The 14099-nt window shown below is 64.9% G+C and carries 9 protein-coding genes; 4 read left to right on the forward strand and 5 right to left on the reverse strand.

The features are described from left to right. Positions 1 to 71 precede the first annotated feature (71 nt). The 3 genes from ABD197_RS00700 to ABD197_RS00710 form a co-directional block, all read right to left on the reverse strand. Positions 72 to 926, reverse strand: a complete 855-nt coding sequence (locus tag ABD197_RS00700; protein WP_344050581.1) for a carbohydrate ABC transporter permease — start codon at positions 924 to 926, stop codon at positions 72 to 74. Continuing rightward, the gene (locus tag ABD197_RS00705; RefSeq protein WP_344050583.1) at positions 923 to 1867 is read right to left on the reverse strand and encodes a carbohydrate ABC transporter permease; all 945 of its coding nucleotides are present in this window, start codon (positions 1865 to 1867) and stop codon (positions 923 to 925) included. The genes ABD197_RS00700 and ABD197_RS00705 overlap by 4 nt, the downstream gene beginning before the upstream one ends. A gap of 78 nt (positions 1868 to 1945) precedes the next feature. After that, a complete protein-coding gene (locus tag ABD197_RS00710) occupies positions 1946 to 3220 on the reverse strand; it encodes an ABC transporter substrate-binding protein (protein WP_344050585.1) in 1275 nt (424 codons plus the stop codon). Between the two features lie 135 nt (positions 3221 to 3355). Between ABD197_RS00710 and ABD197_RS00715 the strand changes: the two genes are divergently transcribed. Together ABD197_RS00715 and ABD197_RS00720 are read left to right on the forward strand one after the other, a co-directional pair. Beyond that, a complete protein-coding gene (locus ABD197_RS00715) occupies positions 3356 to 4393 on the forward strand; it encodes a LacI family DNA-binding transcriptional regulator (RefSeq protein ID WP_344050587.1) in 1038 nt (345 codons plus the stop codon). 36 nt (positions 4394 to 4429) lie between these two features. Continuing rightward, entirely contained in the window at positions 4430 to 5428 is a 999-nt protein-coding gene (locus tag ABD197_RS00720) for a LacI family DNA-binding transcriptional regulator (RefSeq protein WP_344055767.1), read from the forward strand. Here the strand turns inward: ABD197_RS00720 and ABD197_RS00725 are convergent, their stop codons facing one another. Continuing rightward, entirely contained in the window at positions 5429 to 9799 is a 4371-nt protein-coding gene (locus ABD197_RS00725) for a discoidin domain-containing protein (protein ID WP_344050588.1), read from the reverse strand. It abuts the gene before it with no gap. Between the two features lie 131 nt (positions 9800 to 9930). On the opposite strand from ABD197_RS00725, the gene ABD197_RS00730 reads away from it, so the two are divergent. Continuing rightward, a complete protein-coding gene (locus tag ABD197_RS00730) occupies positions 9931 to 10884 on the forward strand; it encodes an ROK family protein (protein ID WP_344050590.1) in 954 nt (317 codons plus the stop codon). Beyond that, a complete protein-coding gene (locus tag ABD197_RS00735) occupies positions 10884 to 11507 on the forward strand; it encodes a D-sedoheptulose-7-phosphate isomerase (RefSeq protein ID WP_344050591.1) in 624 nt (207 codons plus the stop codon). The genes ABD197_RS00730 and ABD197_RS00735 overlap by 1 nt, the downstream gene beginning before the upstream one ends. A 72-nt stretch (positions 11508 to 11579) precedes the next feature. Here the strand turns inward: ABD197_RS00735 and ABD197_RS00740 are convergent, their stop codons facing one another. Then, on the reverse strand, positions 11580 to 14042 hold the full coding sequence (locus tag ABD197_RS00740) for an alpha-mannosidase (protein ID WP_344050593.1): 2463 nt from the start codon (positions 14040 to 14042) through the stop codon (positions 11580 to 11582). Between the last annotated feature and the right edge of the window lie 57 nt (positions 14043 to 14099).

A 14099-nucleotide genomic window follows, 5' to 3' on the forward strand; every position in this document is an offset into this window, starting at 1 on the left:
TGTCAGAGGTACGGGAGAACCCGCACACCCGTCGAGCCGAGCTCGTCGACGGCGGCGGCGACGGCGCGGGGTCATCCGCGTAGGGCGCCTTGAGTCAGTCCGGAGAGGATGCTCCGTTGCAGGATCACGAAAACCAGCACAACGGGGATGACGATCAAGATCGCTGCCGCAAATATCAAGGGGACGTCGCTGTTGTAAGTGCTCTGGAATGCGAGAGCCGTGCGCGAGAGCGTCAGATTCCCGGGACTCTGCAGGAAGAACAGCGAGATCAGAAGGTCGTTCCATACCCCGATCGCCGTGAATACCACGACGGTCGCGGTGGCCGGCTTGAGCAGAGGGAGCACCACGCTCACAAACACCCGGAGCGTGCTGGCGCCGTCGAGCATCGCCGCCTCCTCGAGTTCACGCGGCACCGTGAGCAGGAAGCCGCTGAAGACGAAGACCGCGAACGGCAGTCCCGCCCCGACGTGGACGATCGTGACTCCGACGAGCGAATCGGCAAGGCCCCACTGCGCCCACAGCTGGAACAGCATCGGAAGTCCGAGCTGGAAGGGCACGATGAGACCGAGGGCGAAGTAGCCGTACACAGGCCCTTTGAGTCGGCCGCGCCAACGGATGATCCCGTATGCTGCGGCGGACCCTAAAAGCACGACAAGCAACACGGCAGCCGCCGTCACGACGGTGTTGTTGACGAAGGCTTGCGGCAGACTGCCCTGCTGCCACGCGGACACGTAGTTATCGAGAACGGGGGGCCACTGGAGAACGGTGGGGGACTGCGCGTAGTGCGCCCGCGTGGACAAGGAGATCATCAGCATGTACCCGAGCGGGATCAAGATCACGATGGCCCACACCAAAGCGGGTAGCAGCCTCAGGATTGACGTGGCCCGCGCGGACAGGGCCGCCCGGCCGCTCTTCGTTACGGTCATGCGGCGAACTCCCGCCGACGAAGGATCGCGAGAAGGACGAACGCGATCAGGGTTATCAGAACCGTCAGGACGAAGCTCGTTGCCGCCGAATAACCGCCGTTGATGGATGAAGATGTCGCCACCCTGGTGACGACGCTCTCCGTGGCGCCCGCCGGCCCGCCCTTGGTCAGCACGTAGATCACATCAAAGACCTTCAACCCGCCGATCACGTTCAGGACGAGGTTGATGGTCGCCGCCGGCGCGAGCATCGGCCAGGTCACGCTCCAGAACGAGCGCCACGGACCCGCACCATCGATCGTCGCGGCCTCACCGAGTTCCTGCGGCACGGTCGCGATGGCCGCAATGAAGATGATGGTGTTGAGGCCTGCGTACTGCCACACTGACATCGCGACCACACAGAACATCGCCAGGGTCGGATCGCCGAGCCAGTTCTGATCGAGAAACGCGAGTCCTGGGATATGCGACGCTCCGACGAGCAGCCCACGGCCCGGGTCGAAGATCAGAGTTCCCAGAAAACCGAGAACCGTCCCGCTAATGGCAATTGGAAGGACGACGACCGTTCGCAGGAAGTGCTTCACTCTTCCCGCGCCGGAGAGCGACACTGCGAGCGCCAGCGCTATGAAGAACTGAACCGGAGCGGTGATTAGCGTGAAGATGAGGGTGTTCTTTGCCGCGTTGACTAGCGCGCTGTCGCCAGCCATCGACGCGAAGTTCTTGAGCCCGACGAAGTCCGGATTCGGGGAGAAGCCGTTCCAGTCGGTGAAGGAGAAGTAGAAATTCTGGATGACCGGCACCGTCACGACGATCGTAAAGACGACCAGACCGGGCAGGATGAACAACGCGAGAGCCGTGTTGCCCCGGCGATATCCGCGTCTGCGTGGACGCGGGTCCGACTGCCGGCTGAGCGTCTCATGTGCACGTTCGATCTCGCTGATTGTCATCCTCTTACCTCATCTGCCTCGCGGGCCGTCGCCGAACCAGCGGCGACGGCCCGCGTTGCGCGTGTCCAGGCAGTCGTCCTACTTCGCCTGTGCGATCGCGGTGTCGAATGCTTCCAGGACCGAGCGCGGTGAGCCCGTCCCGTTGAAGAGGCTCTGGAACTGCTGCGAGGCGATCGCCTGGACCGCCGCGTTGTTGAGGCCGCCGCTGGAGTTGTATTCGAAGGAGTCGGACTGCACGGTCTTCGCGATCTCCGTGGCCGACTCATCAAATGCCTCAAAGGGTGCCCCCTCGAGCGACGGGAACTGCGCGGCTGCCTTCAGGAAGGAGGGATATTCCTCGTCCGACGTCAGGAAGTCGAGGAACTTCTTGGCGCCTTCCGACTGCGTCGCATTGGTGGGGACAGCGATAAACGTGCCGTATCCGACCGCCGCGCGCGGCGACCCGGAGTCCCCGTACGGCAGCGCGAACATTCCGAGGTTCATCTCCTCGTTGGCCTGACGGATCGCCGGCAGGCCGAAGGACCCCATGATCAACATCGCCGACTTGCCCGCCGCGAAATCCGCAGCGCTAGTCGGCCAGTCGATGCCTAGGACGTTGGGGTCGTAGGCCTGGTCTGCGACGAGCCCGATGGCGTCGTCGAGAACCTCGTTCCACGCCACCGAGTCGACGTACGGGGTCTCGCCGGACGTGAGCTCATCGGGCTCCGCGGTGCCCGCCAGCAGGTTCGCGGCCATCAACTGCATCTGGACATTGATCGGCCATCCGTCCTTGCCCCCGAGTGCAAGAGGGGTAATCCCGTCGGAGCGGAAGGTCTTCACGGCCGTTTCAAACGAGGGCCAGTCCGTGGGAACCTCCACGCCGGCGTCGTTGAAGAGATCCTTGTTGTAGTAGACGCCGATGACGTCGAGGCCAGTCACCAGTGCATAAGTCGAGCCACCCGTCGTCGATTCGGCGTAGCTCTCGACCGCCGGCAACTGACGCGCGGCCCAGCTCTCATCAGAAAGGTCGGTCAGCATGCCAGCGTCGACCATCGCCGGGATGTCGGCCACCATCACGTCGACGAGGTCCGGCGCCTTGTTCGCCTGAATCTGCGATGTCACGATTTTGCTGTAAGTCCCATCCCCCGCGAGGTTTTGCTGCTCTACGGTCCAGCCCGGGTTCGCCTTCTCGAAGGCGGCGATGACTTCCTTGTACTTCGCGTTGGCATCACCGCCCTGGTAGTTGGTCCACGTGATGACCTTGTCCTCTGCGGCGGCGCCGCCGTCGGGGGTGCTGCTGCAGCCCGCGATCACTAGCGCCGCGGACGTGAGCGCGACAGTGGCGAGACTCAGCCGCCGAACTCGATTGACCATAATTCTCCAGTCGCCATTGAAGGGATTGAATCGGGTGATAAACCGGAAAAAGTGAACCGGTTCAATCAGTATGGAGCGACCAAGCCGTCAGGTCAAGTTGCAGACCGAATAGGCGTCGACGGCTATCCTGGGCGCATGGCGGCTGGCGAATCAGACACGGCGCGGCGCGCTACGGTCCGTGACGTCGCGCGCCTGGCGGGCGTCTCCTTGGGATCGGTCTCCAATTACCTCTCCGGGCAGAAGACCGTCGCTACGGGGACTCGCGGGCGCATCGAAGCTGCCATCACGCAACTTAACTTCGTTCCGAATATGGCTGTGCGCGTGATGCGCGGTGCGCCCAGTCATGCTCTAGCGTTCCTCGTGCCAGACACCTGGAACCCTTTCTTCGTGGGAGTCGCGCGCGGGATTGAGGATGTCGCCATCGCGCGCGGACATGTCGTCGTGATCTGCAACACCGAGGGCGACGAGGCGCGCGAGAAGCACTACTCGCAGGCGCTCGCCGAGATGCGGGTCCGAGGTGCGGTGGCGTTGGCCACCGGCATGAGTGATGACACGCTTGATCGCCTCATGCAGACCGGAGCTTCCGTCGTCTTCCTGGGCGCACCGCTCGGGGACGCCCGTCACCCGTGGGTGACCGTCGACGATGAGCTCGGTGGATACCTCGGCATGCGCCATCTTCTCGAGGAGGGCTACGAGGACGTCCTATTCCTGGGGGGACCGAGAGGCGAACGCCCCTTCACACAACGACTCAATGGGTCCACGCGCGCACTTCGTGAACAAGGGATGCCGTCGACTGCACTTCGCCGTCTCGACGCCGCCGGGAGTAGCCCCGAAGATCGCATGCAAGCGGCGGCGGAGATCCTTGCTCTCGAGCCGCGCCCCAGGGCGGTGTTCTGCGCGAATGATCAGCTCGCCGTGGCGTTGCTGAGCGCCGCCCTGCGGGAGGGCATCCGCATACCGGAGGACCTCGCCATCCTGGGCTACGACGATTCCGAGGCATCTGCGGAGTCGCCCATACCCCTCTCGACCATCCGGCAACCGCAGCACGAAATCGGCGTAGCCGCTGCGGAGCTGGTGTTCGATCCACTTGCCGCGGATGGCAAGCCCCGCAACATCGAGTTCCCCCCTGAACTTGTCGTCCGGTCATCCACTACGCGCCGCCAGATCAGTTGAGAACGGTGCCCGGACGTGGCGTCGGCTGATCGCACGGTGGACAGCGCGGATCGTGGCCCGACGCTAAAGGACGTCGCTCGGCTAGCCGAGGTCTCACGTGCGACAGCGTCGCGCGCCTTCGCCGACCACTCCAGCATCGCCGCGGCCACGAGAATGCGCGTTCTTGACGCCGCTCGCATGCTTGGCTACACCCTCAATCAGCCCGCCCGAAGCCTGAAGTCCGGGCGGATCGGACTGGTCGGAGTCGTGTTGCCGGACCTGCGAGATCCGTTCTACGCGCACATCGCCGCGGGCATCGACGAAGTTCTCCAAGACCAGGGATTTGCCATGATCATGATCATGGGACGCGGCGGCGATCAAGTTGCCGCAATCGAGCGGCTACGCTCGCACCGAGTGGGATCGGTGATCGTCGCTCCCACCTCCACCGCCATCATCAGCGCAATCAGAGCCGCGAAACTGGTCGCAGTCCACGTGCACACGACGCACCATTCTCTCGTCTCCGACTGCGTCACTGGGTACGACTACGAGGTGGTGCGCGGGATCGCGGCCGAACTTATCACCCTCGGTCACAAGCGACTAGCGTTGCTCCTGCGCTCGCCGGAGACGAGTGCAACGCGGGGTCGGGCCGCCGGGTTCCTCTCCGCCATCGATGCGGCGCCATCCACAGTGTCTGGCCGACTCGTGGCTCCGCACACCGACCCCCGCATCACCTCGTGGCTGCCGCATCTCGATGGCGCGTCCGCCGTGATCGCCGGCGACGCGGGCATCACGAGTCGACTGCTGCAGGAGGCTCGAAACCGCGGCGTCTGCGTGCCCCGGGACCTGTCGGTGGTGTCACTCGGCGATCTGGACTGGATGACGGCATTCGATCCCCCCATCTCCGCCGTCGACCTCCACCCCCACGCGATGGGCCGGCACGCCGCCGAGACGCTTGTCGCGCGACTGCGGGGCGATGCACCGGCCCCACCCGTCGAGATACGGGTGCTCCCCACGGTGAACCGCCGGGGCTCGATAGCTCCGTTCCGGGAGAGCTGATCACAGCGGGATCGAGATGTACCGCAGCGAGGTACTCGTCGCAGCCTCCAGATCATCGTCCTGTGGCAGGGAAGCCGTGACCTTCCGCACGCCGAATCCGGCGGTCGGAAGCGTGAGTCTTCCCCGGCCATCGGCATCCAGCACGATCGTCATCGGCTTCGAGTCGACCGTGATGGTCACCTCCCGTCCCATCGCCGCTCCGGCAGTTGTAACCCGTACCTTGGCGACCACCGGGTAGCTATTGGTGGCGATCGGTCGACTCAGAGTCAGCGTCAGATGGGTCTGATACCGCACATGAACGTTCGGGCCGGCGGCCGTACCGGCGAGCCCGCCACTCGTGGCGGAGACTACTGCGTGAAGGTCGCACCCCTGGTCCGCCGCGGTAACGACGTATGCGGCGGCCGTGGCTCCGCTGATCGGCTCGCCATCGCGATACCACTGGACGGTCAGATCTACGTCAGAGCGATCCCACGATCCCATCGAGCTGACCAGCGTTCCCCCCACGGTCCCGACTCCAGTCACGGTGGGGGGTGTGGTCGCCGTGGGCGGCACGGGGGCATCCGGATCGTAACCCGGCTCGAGGGCACTGACCCGTGCAATCCCGATTGCATCGCCCTCTAGCGCCACCACACGGAACCGGTCCGTCGTGACCGGCGCGAAGACCACAGTCGACTCACTGTCCGTGAGATTGCGCCGGGTTCCCACCGTCACCCATTCACCACTCTGCCAGACTTCGACGTCGTAGGAGCGTAGCTGGTAGCCGAGCGCCGTCGAGTACACAGTGAGCTCGTTGAACTCGCGGGGCTCGGGCAGATCCACCTGTATCCATTCCGGGGCGGAGCCGGACACGTGGCGATCTGTCGCGGACGTCCAACCGGCGAAGTTGCCGTGATTGCTCGTCAATGCCTTCTGCGGGCGGTAGTCATTGGCGTAGTCAGACGAGGACGCTGTCGCGATCGCTCCTTCGAGCAGGGGATTCGTGATCACGTCATTGAAGACGATGTCGTAATCCAGCGTCCCCGACACGTTGGATCCGTCCATGGCCGTCGCCGTCACGCGAACGGTACCGGGCTCTCGAAGCGAGAGAACACCCACCTCCGAGATCTGCGCCTTCGTCGTCGGGGAGCCATCCGTCTCGGTGACGGCCCACGTAACTCGCTGGTCGTAGGAGTCCTGCGGCGTGAACCTTGCGATGATCTGACGGTTTCCGGCGTCCTCGAGAGAGATGCCCGTGGCCAACAGAGGTGGTCCCGCCTCGCCTTGTCGGATTACGATGATCGGCCGACACTTGCGTTCCCCGTCCAAGGTCGCGCAGATCAGGGCGACGCCGTTACTTTCCGCGGTGACGAGGCCGGCGGCGTCGACGGTGGCGACGACGGAGGGGGAACCGTCGCGGTCAATGGCCGACCAGATCGGCGTAGCCAATGCAGCGCCCGCCGTCCTCGCCTCGAACTGAAGGGTTCCTCCGTCAGCAGTGATCGTGGTGTCGCCGTCGGCAGCGAAGACATCGAAGTCATCGAGGGGCGTGTCGGTGACGAGAAGCACCCAGTCATCCAGAGAAGGCGTCGCGGGCACGGCCCATTCGCCGTCCTCCGCCTCGATGCTCGCGTCGATTGTCGTGTACTCGCCGGTCCGTGGATCGAACCATCTCGCCGAATACTCCGACGCCCCCATCCCTCGGAGGTGCCCGGGCGGCTGGGACGAACCGCTGGCGAAGTAGGCCACATACGTCTCGTCCCCGTCCACCGCGAGCGTGACGTCCGGCGAGCCCCCAAAGTCCGAGCGCGTCGAGCCATCGAACTGCGGTACGAGCTTCCACCACGCAAGCGACTCAAAGAACTCTGATACGTGTGCCATCTGCTTACCGCCGGCCGAGTTCAACCCGTCGAACCACCTGAAGTACGGCCCGTACTTGAACCATTCATCGGGTGATTGATGTGTCGCCCAGACGCCTTGGACGCCGTAGCCGTACCCGTACGAACCACTCAGGAATGCCCGGTACGCGAACCGTCGTGCCGCATCCGTCGTCGTGTTGTTCAGCTCGTAGGACGTTTCGTAGGTGATGACGGGCTGATCGACAGCGGCAGTGTAGGCGTCCTCATAGAGCCCACGGTCAGCCGTCTGTGTCTGCAGGCCGTACCACTCGTGAAATGCTTCTCCGCCCCAACCCGACTCCAACGAGGCCGTCTGGGTCTGCATGTGCGCCGTCAGCGGGTGGTCGTAGTCGTCGGAGTTGCTGATCCCCGCCGCAAGCTGCTTCCAGTACTGCGGATCGATCTGACCGTAGAAGTCGCTGTCGACCTCCTGGGCCGTCGTCCATAGGACAGGGTAGGCCCCGTAACGCGCGCTCCAGTATCTGCCCAGCGCCGTCAGAGTGGCCGGATCCGTCACTCCCAGGGTGGAGGTAAACTGCCACGCCGCATTCGCGTGCACGAGGCCGGCGTCCGCGACGTAGGCGAATTTGTTGTCCAGGTCTCGAAGAGCGGGCAGCGTCGTGGCCGCGACCCCCGAGCTGACGTCGATCCCTTGACCGTTCATGGCCAGAGGCTGCGACTGGAAGACTGTGAAGCCCTGACTCGCCCGATGATCCACTCCGTAACGGAACTGAGAATCGATGCCCTCGACGTTCGAGCCGCTCCAGTTCTCCTCGCGGAGAGTCCAGTGCGAATCCCCGAGGTAGTAAAAGGGCGTGCCGTCGGCGTACTCGAAGTACTTCCCGGCCGACGCTACCTTCGGGAATCCATGGCGGTACACCTCGAGCGGTCCCGCATAGGCGTCGACGTCAAACGCCGCACCCGTGAGCGCGAGGCCCGTATTGGTCGGATCGGATGAGGTAATGGACACTTCCCACTCACCCACCTCAGTCGGCGCGAATCGAACGCGCCATATGTCGCCGCCGTCCCAGAAGGCTGGTCGCGTGATTGTCTTCCCGCCCGCTGACGTGAACGTGGCGGTCGCGGTGACGGCGAGGAAGGGGTTCGCGTAGTTGACCGAACTCACGAGCGCGATCTCGATCTCCCGCCACGTCCGGGCGGCCGACACGATGTCGATCGTCCGCGAGGCGGAGGTTCCCGAGCCGTCCGCGGCGGTTGCGGTGACGACGACCGTCCCCGGGTCCGCCGGATGCAGAACGCCCGTCGCCGGGTCGATCGTGGCGCTTCCTCCCCCGGTCGAGGCGGGGGCCACCGACCAGGTGAGGTCCTGGTTGGATGCCGCGGTCGGGGCGACGGTCGTGGCGAGGACCGTCGGCACGCCAACGATGGCCGATCCGCCGGTCGCGCCGAACGTGATGGATTCCACCGGTACAGCACTCGAGGAGAACACGCCGAACTCGAAGATGTTCGCCCATGCGCGACCTTCGAATCGGACGTATCGCCCGGAAGTTCCGTCGGGGAGCCGGACGCCGAGGGAGTTCGGGTCGTCCGTGGAGACCGACGGCGCGTTCATGTACATCGCTCCGGTCCCGACAGCGACTTGGGTCCAGCTCGCCCCATCATCTGAGACGGAAACTCGGTTCGGACCGTCCCAGTAGCGCTGGAAGTCGATCCGGACGTAGTTTACGTCCGCCACCCTGCCGAGATCGACCATGAAGTCGACCGTGGCGAACCCGCCCGACTTGGTCGTCCCGCTACCGTCCACCATGTTCTCGGGAACACCCTCCGAGAGATTGAAGCTCGTCCCGTTCAGCGCGGTCACGGCCGCGCCCAGTGCCAAATTCTGAGTGCCTGCGGGCTGCGTCTCGAATGACGCGTCCGCGGAGATGGAGATCTCGAAGACGTTGGCCCACGCGCGTGCCGCCACATGCACGTAGCGGGCCGTGGTTCCCGATACGAGGGCGACACCCAGCGTGTTCGGCCCGTTCGGGTCGGCACCTGCGGTCTCCATGTAGTCGTCGCCGGTCGACGAGACGACGTCGGTCCAGGTCGTTCCGTCGACCGAGACCTGTACGACGTTGGGCCCGTCCCAGTACCGCTCGAAGTCGATCTCGACGTGAGCGACATCGGTGACCCTGCCCAAGTCAACGATGGCATCGAACGGACCGAATCCCCCGGATTTCGTGGCAGGGTCACCATCGGTCATGGCGCTTGCCGGGCCTTCCCCTGCGTTGAAGCTCGCACCATCGGCGGGTGACACGGACGCCCCGACGGAGACGACCGCGAAGCCATCGGGACGAGGCGCGTAGCCGCTTCCCTCGGAAGCTTGCGCAGACTCGGTCACCGGACCGGCGACGAGGGCACCGGCGAAGAGGACAGTCCCGAGGACCATCGCGAGGAGCCGCTGCATGGCTCGAGCTCGTCCCTCGAGCGTGCGGCGCGGACGCGGCGAAAGCATACGGTCTCCCTCGATCGAATGAACCAGTTCACTTAGCATGCACCACCCGCTATAGTCATGTCTAGGCCCTCCGGAAACCTGATTCTCCGGGGGTTCTACTGCGATCACAGGCCACCATTAGCGATGCACGTGCTTGCATCTGAGACCGATCTCATCGAAAGAGAGTCATAGTGCTTGGCACGTTGTGCGTCGATATCGGAGGAACGAAGCTGGCGGCGGCCGTGTGCGACGGCGAAGGCGCGCTCTCACATGTCTTCGCCGTCGACACACCTGCGGACGCGACCGCAGCACAGCGCGTGCTCCTCGACCTCTGTGAGGTCACCGCCGACGAGTTCCGCTCCACGGGGGGCACGTTGGCCTCCGCCGGCATCGCGTGCGGAGGCCCGCTTGACGTACACGCCGGAGTCATCCTTAGCCCCCCGAACCTGCCCGGCTGGGACGAGGTCCACGTGCGAGCCGCGGTCGAATCGCGCATCGGCGTGCGCGCGGCCTTGCGCAACGATGCCGACGCGGTTGTTCTCGGAGCGACGCGCTGGGGCCGCTACGCCGGCGTGCGCAACGTCGTCTATTTGACGATCTCTTCGGGTATCGGCGCAGGAGTAGTGATGGACGGACGACTCATCACAGGACGAAGCGGGAACTCCTCGGAACTCGGTCACACGGTGCTCGTCGTGGGCGGCCGCCTGTGCGCATGCGGCCGGTCCGGGTGCGCCGAGGCCTACGTAAGCGGGCACTCGATCGCACGCAGAGCGGAAGAGCTGATCTCCGCGGGCGTGGCCCCGACTCTCGGACGAGGTGCGCCGATCACGGCGAAGGACGTCTATCTGGCTTCCTCCCAGGACCGTGATCCTGTCGCTGTTCGCCTCTGGGACGAGTCGACGCGCCTCATCGGCGAATTGGTCGCGAACGCGCTGAACACGTTCGAACCGGACCTCGTTCTCCTCGGCGGGGGAGTGACACTCGCCGGCGAGCAGTTCATCGAGCCGGTTCGCGCCGCAGCGCACGACGCGGCTCTTCCAGGCAACCGCCAGACCCCCGTCTGCATCATCCAACGGCCCGATCGCGCAGCCCTCATTGGCGCAGGTGCGGTCGGGATTGCCCTCATCGATCAGGAGTACCGCTAATGACCCCCATCCAGGACCAGCTCGCCGAGCATCTCGAAGTCGTCGCGAGCGCGCAAGACCTTCTCGCACAGGCATCCGACATCGCTAAGCGTCTGTGCGAGGCCTTCGAGAACGGCGGGACGCTGTACTCGCTGGGCAACGGCGGCAGCGCGGCCGACGCGCAGCACCTAGCCGGCGAGCTGATCGGCCACTACCGCCACGATCGACGGCCCCTTCCGGCTGTGGCTCTATCGCCCGACGGCGTGGTCAGTTCGTGCATAGCGAACGATTACCGATTCGAAGACGTCTTCGCCCGCCAGATCGAAGCTCTCGCCGGCCCCCGCGACGTGGTGGTTGCCTTCTCCACGAGCGGTAGATCCCGAAATGTCGTGGACGCGCTCGAGACCGCCCGGCGCAAAGGAGCGATAACCGTTCTGATGACCGGCAACTCGTCAGCGGTCGACGAGCATGTGGCCGATGTCGTGGTGCGGGTGGCGTCATCGAATACCGCGAGGATTCAGGAGGTGCATGTCATGCTGCTCCACATGATCAGCGAGATCGTCGATGACTGGGCGCTGATGGGTGATCGATCGATCGGCGCCGTGGGAGCCGCTTTAGAGCCTCAGCCGACGTCGACGCGCTGAACCGGCTCGCTCCGGAGAGTCGCCGTCCCAGATCCGCGCGGCGCGCGGGGATCTGGGACGGCGACTCGTTTGTCACACGCTGCTGTCCTTCCAAGGCAGCGCGACCGCTGCCATCTCCTCCTCCGACCATTCGAGGAGACTGACGGCGCGCACCTCCTCATCCTTCGAGAGCGGGACCAGAACGGTCTGGACCTGAAACGGCGCGATCTCGTATGGCACGGGGCGGCCGAGCACCCTCATTTCGCCCCGGCTGAGAGATCCGGCCGTCTCGACAAGCCGGAGGGTGATGACGTCCAATCGATCCTCCGAGAGCTTCACCGCGGAAATCTGCACCGACGGCAGATCGATGTCAATCGCGGACCACGAGCGCGGCCACTCCCCCGCGTGCGCCCCTTCGAGCACGGCCTCGAGGGGGTGGACGGCTTCCTGCGCGACCGTCTCAAACCGATCGTTCGACTGCGGACCATCGAAGCATTGCAGGGCGTACGTGAAACGCTGAACCCCCTTGTCGAGGTAGTCATAACGGGCTGAATCGAGGTCGAGTTGCGCGTGATTGTCCCACGCGGCGACCGGGCTCCGAACGACGGAGATCGCGACGCCCGACGAATCGACGTCAACGCCGGACTTCCCACTGTCAATCCAGACGCAGAGAGTGCGATCACCGCCGGCGGTGGGGCACGCAACCCATCGCTGGAACGGCATCTCCGCTCCGTCCGTGCTCCGCTCGGCGTATCCGAACGGAGCGCCGCACCGATAGTCGCTGGCTGCGGCGAAGGGGACGAGCAGCTTCGCGATGGCTAGTTCCTCCTGCCAGTTGAGCCAGCATCGGACCTCCACGCGCGGCGACTCGACGCGGAGCACAAAGTCCTGAACAAGACTGGATCCCGCGTGCTCACTCCAGACGCGGAGGACGGAACGCAGAGCTCCCGCTTCGATTACTCTCACCTTAACGATGTCGAATGCGCGACCGCCACGACCGTAGGCGACGACGTCATGCGACCACGTGTCGCTATCGTCCTGGACCGCGACCAGGCGCGGCGTGAGATGCACATCGACGCCCTGGCTGGCCTGAGTGACGGTGACCTCACCGCCGACGGACGCTCGCACGGATAGCGCGCCGACCCTTATCTCGTCACTCTGGACGATCGGGTCCACCGCACTGGCCTCGCCGCGGACGGACGCGAACATGGCATAGCCGAGAGCCGGTACCTCGGCGGAGAACACCACGCGGCGGCGACCGATGTCAGCACCGACGGTGGCCTCGGAGCCCACGATCTGGAACGGGATGGAAGTCCCGCTCGAATCGACGATGGCGAGAGGTTCTCCGCCGAGCGGCTCGCCAATTCCCCCGAACTCGACTTCGACCTGTTCGACGCGGGAGTAAGGCAGGGGGTTGAACACGAGGATGGGTTGTTCTCCGGGACCAACTCGGGTGTCGACCCGGCGGGCTATCGACTGCTGAGACATCACGACGACATGATCCGCCGTCGCCGCTGCACCCCCCAGCTCGGCGAGCGCGTCTGCTGTGGCTGACTCGACCGTCGACCCGGGAAGGATGTCGTGAAAGTCGTTGAACAGCAGCGCCGCCCATGCTCTCTCAAGGTCCTCGCGGGGATATGGACGCGCGGTCGTAGCCGAGGCTACCGTGGCCCAGCGCTCTGCCTCGAGGACGCGCTTCTCAGCCCGTCGGATCGCCGCCTTCACACGTGACTGCGTCGTGTAGCATCCCCGCGCGTGGCTGAGCAGATCGGAGCCGACGACCGGTGTGTTCACATCCTGTACAGCGTCGAAGTAGGCTTCGAGCGTGCTGGCCACCGGCTTAAGCGCCGACGACTCGCCGGCGAAGCGATGAAAGTCGTCGATGTTATCGCGTGTTGGGCCACCCCCGTGGTTGCCGACCCCGTAGAAGAGCACGATGTCATCGATGTCCGGGGCGGTTTCGTCTGCCGCTCCGCTGACGTGCTCGAACATGTCCATTCCGCGGCTCGTGTACGCCCGCGGCATGCGAGTGGCGAGTATCTCTGTTCCGTCGGGGGATCTCCAGCGGAACGGGCGATCGGGCAGCAGGGTCTCATGGCGCTGAGGCCGCATAAAGCAGTACGCGCGCATGCCCTGGCCGACCAAGATCTGGGGAAGAGCGGCGCTGTGACCGAAGGGGTCCGCGTTAAGGCCCACGGTCGCGATCCGGCCGAAGCGGGAGGCGAGATACCGCTGAGCGACCAGCCCCTGGCGGACCAGGGACTCGCCGTTGGGGAGATTGCAGTCCGACTCGACCCACCAGCCGCCCGCGATCTCCCACCGGCCCTCCGCCACCCTCTCGCGAACGCGCTCGAAGAGTTCCGGATCCAGGTCCTCGAGCCATGACAGCATCACAATCTGGTCCGACGTGAAGCGCACGTCGTCGTACTCCGTCATGCGATCGAGCGCCGATCTGAACGTCGCTCGCGTCTCCGCGACTCCCTCGCCCCAACGCCAGAGCCAGACTGGGTCGAGGTGGGCGTGCCCGATCATGTGTACGCGACGCTTCTTGTCCATGTCATGAGACTTTCGTTGAGTGAACCGGTTCACACATCATAAGATCCAGGGCGCTCG

Source organism: Microbacterium lacus (assembly GCF_039531105.1).
Classification (GTDB): domain Bacteria; phylum Actinomycetota; class Actinomycetes; order Actinomycetales; family Microbacteriaceae; genus Microbacterium; species Microbacterium lacus.

Excerpts from the sequence above, each read along its gene's own strand:
- ABD197_RS00700 (WP_344050581.1), bottom strand. The coding sequence starts at position 926 with ATGACCGTAACGAAGAGCGGCCGGGCGGCCCTGTCCGCGCGGGCCACG.
- ABD197_RS00705 (WP_344050583.1), bottom strand. The coding sequence starts at position 1,867 with ATGACAATCAGCGAGATCGAACGTGCACATGAGACGCTCAGCCGGCAG.
- ABD197_RS00710 (WP_344050585.1), bottom strand. The coding sequence starts at position 3,220 with ATGGTCAATCGAGTTCGGCGGCTGAGTCTCGCCACTGTCGCGCTCACG.
- ABD197_RS00715 (WP_344050587.1), top strand. The coding sequence starts at position 3,356 with ATGGCGGCTGGCGAATCAGACACGGCGCGGCGCGCTACGGTCCGTGAC.
- ABD197_RS00725 (WP_344050588.1), bottom strand. The coding sequence starts at position 9,799 with ATGCTAAGTGAACTGGTTCATTCGATCGAGGGAGACCGTATGCTTTCG.
- ABD197_RS00735 (WP_344050591.1), top strand. The coding sequence starts at position 10,884 with ATGACCCCCATCCAGGACCAGCTCGCCGAGCATCTCGAAGTCGTCGCG.
- ABD197_RS00740 (WP_344050593.1), bottom strand. The coding sequence starts at position 14,042 with ATGGACAAGAAGCGTCGCGTACACATGATCGGGCACGCCCACCTCGAC.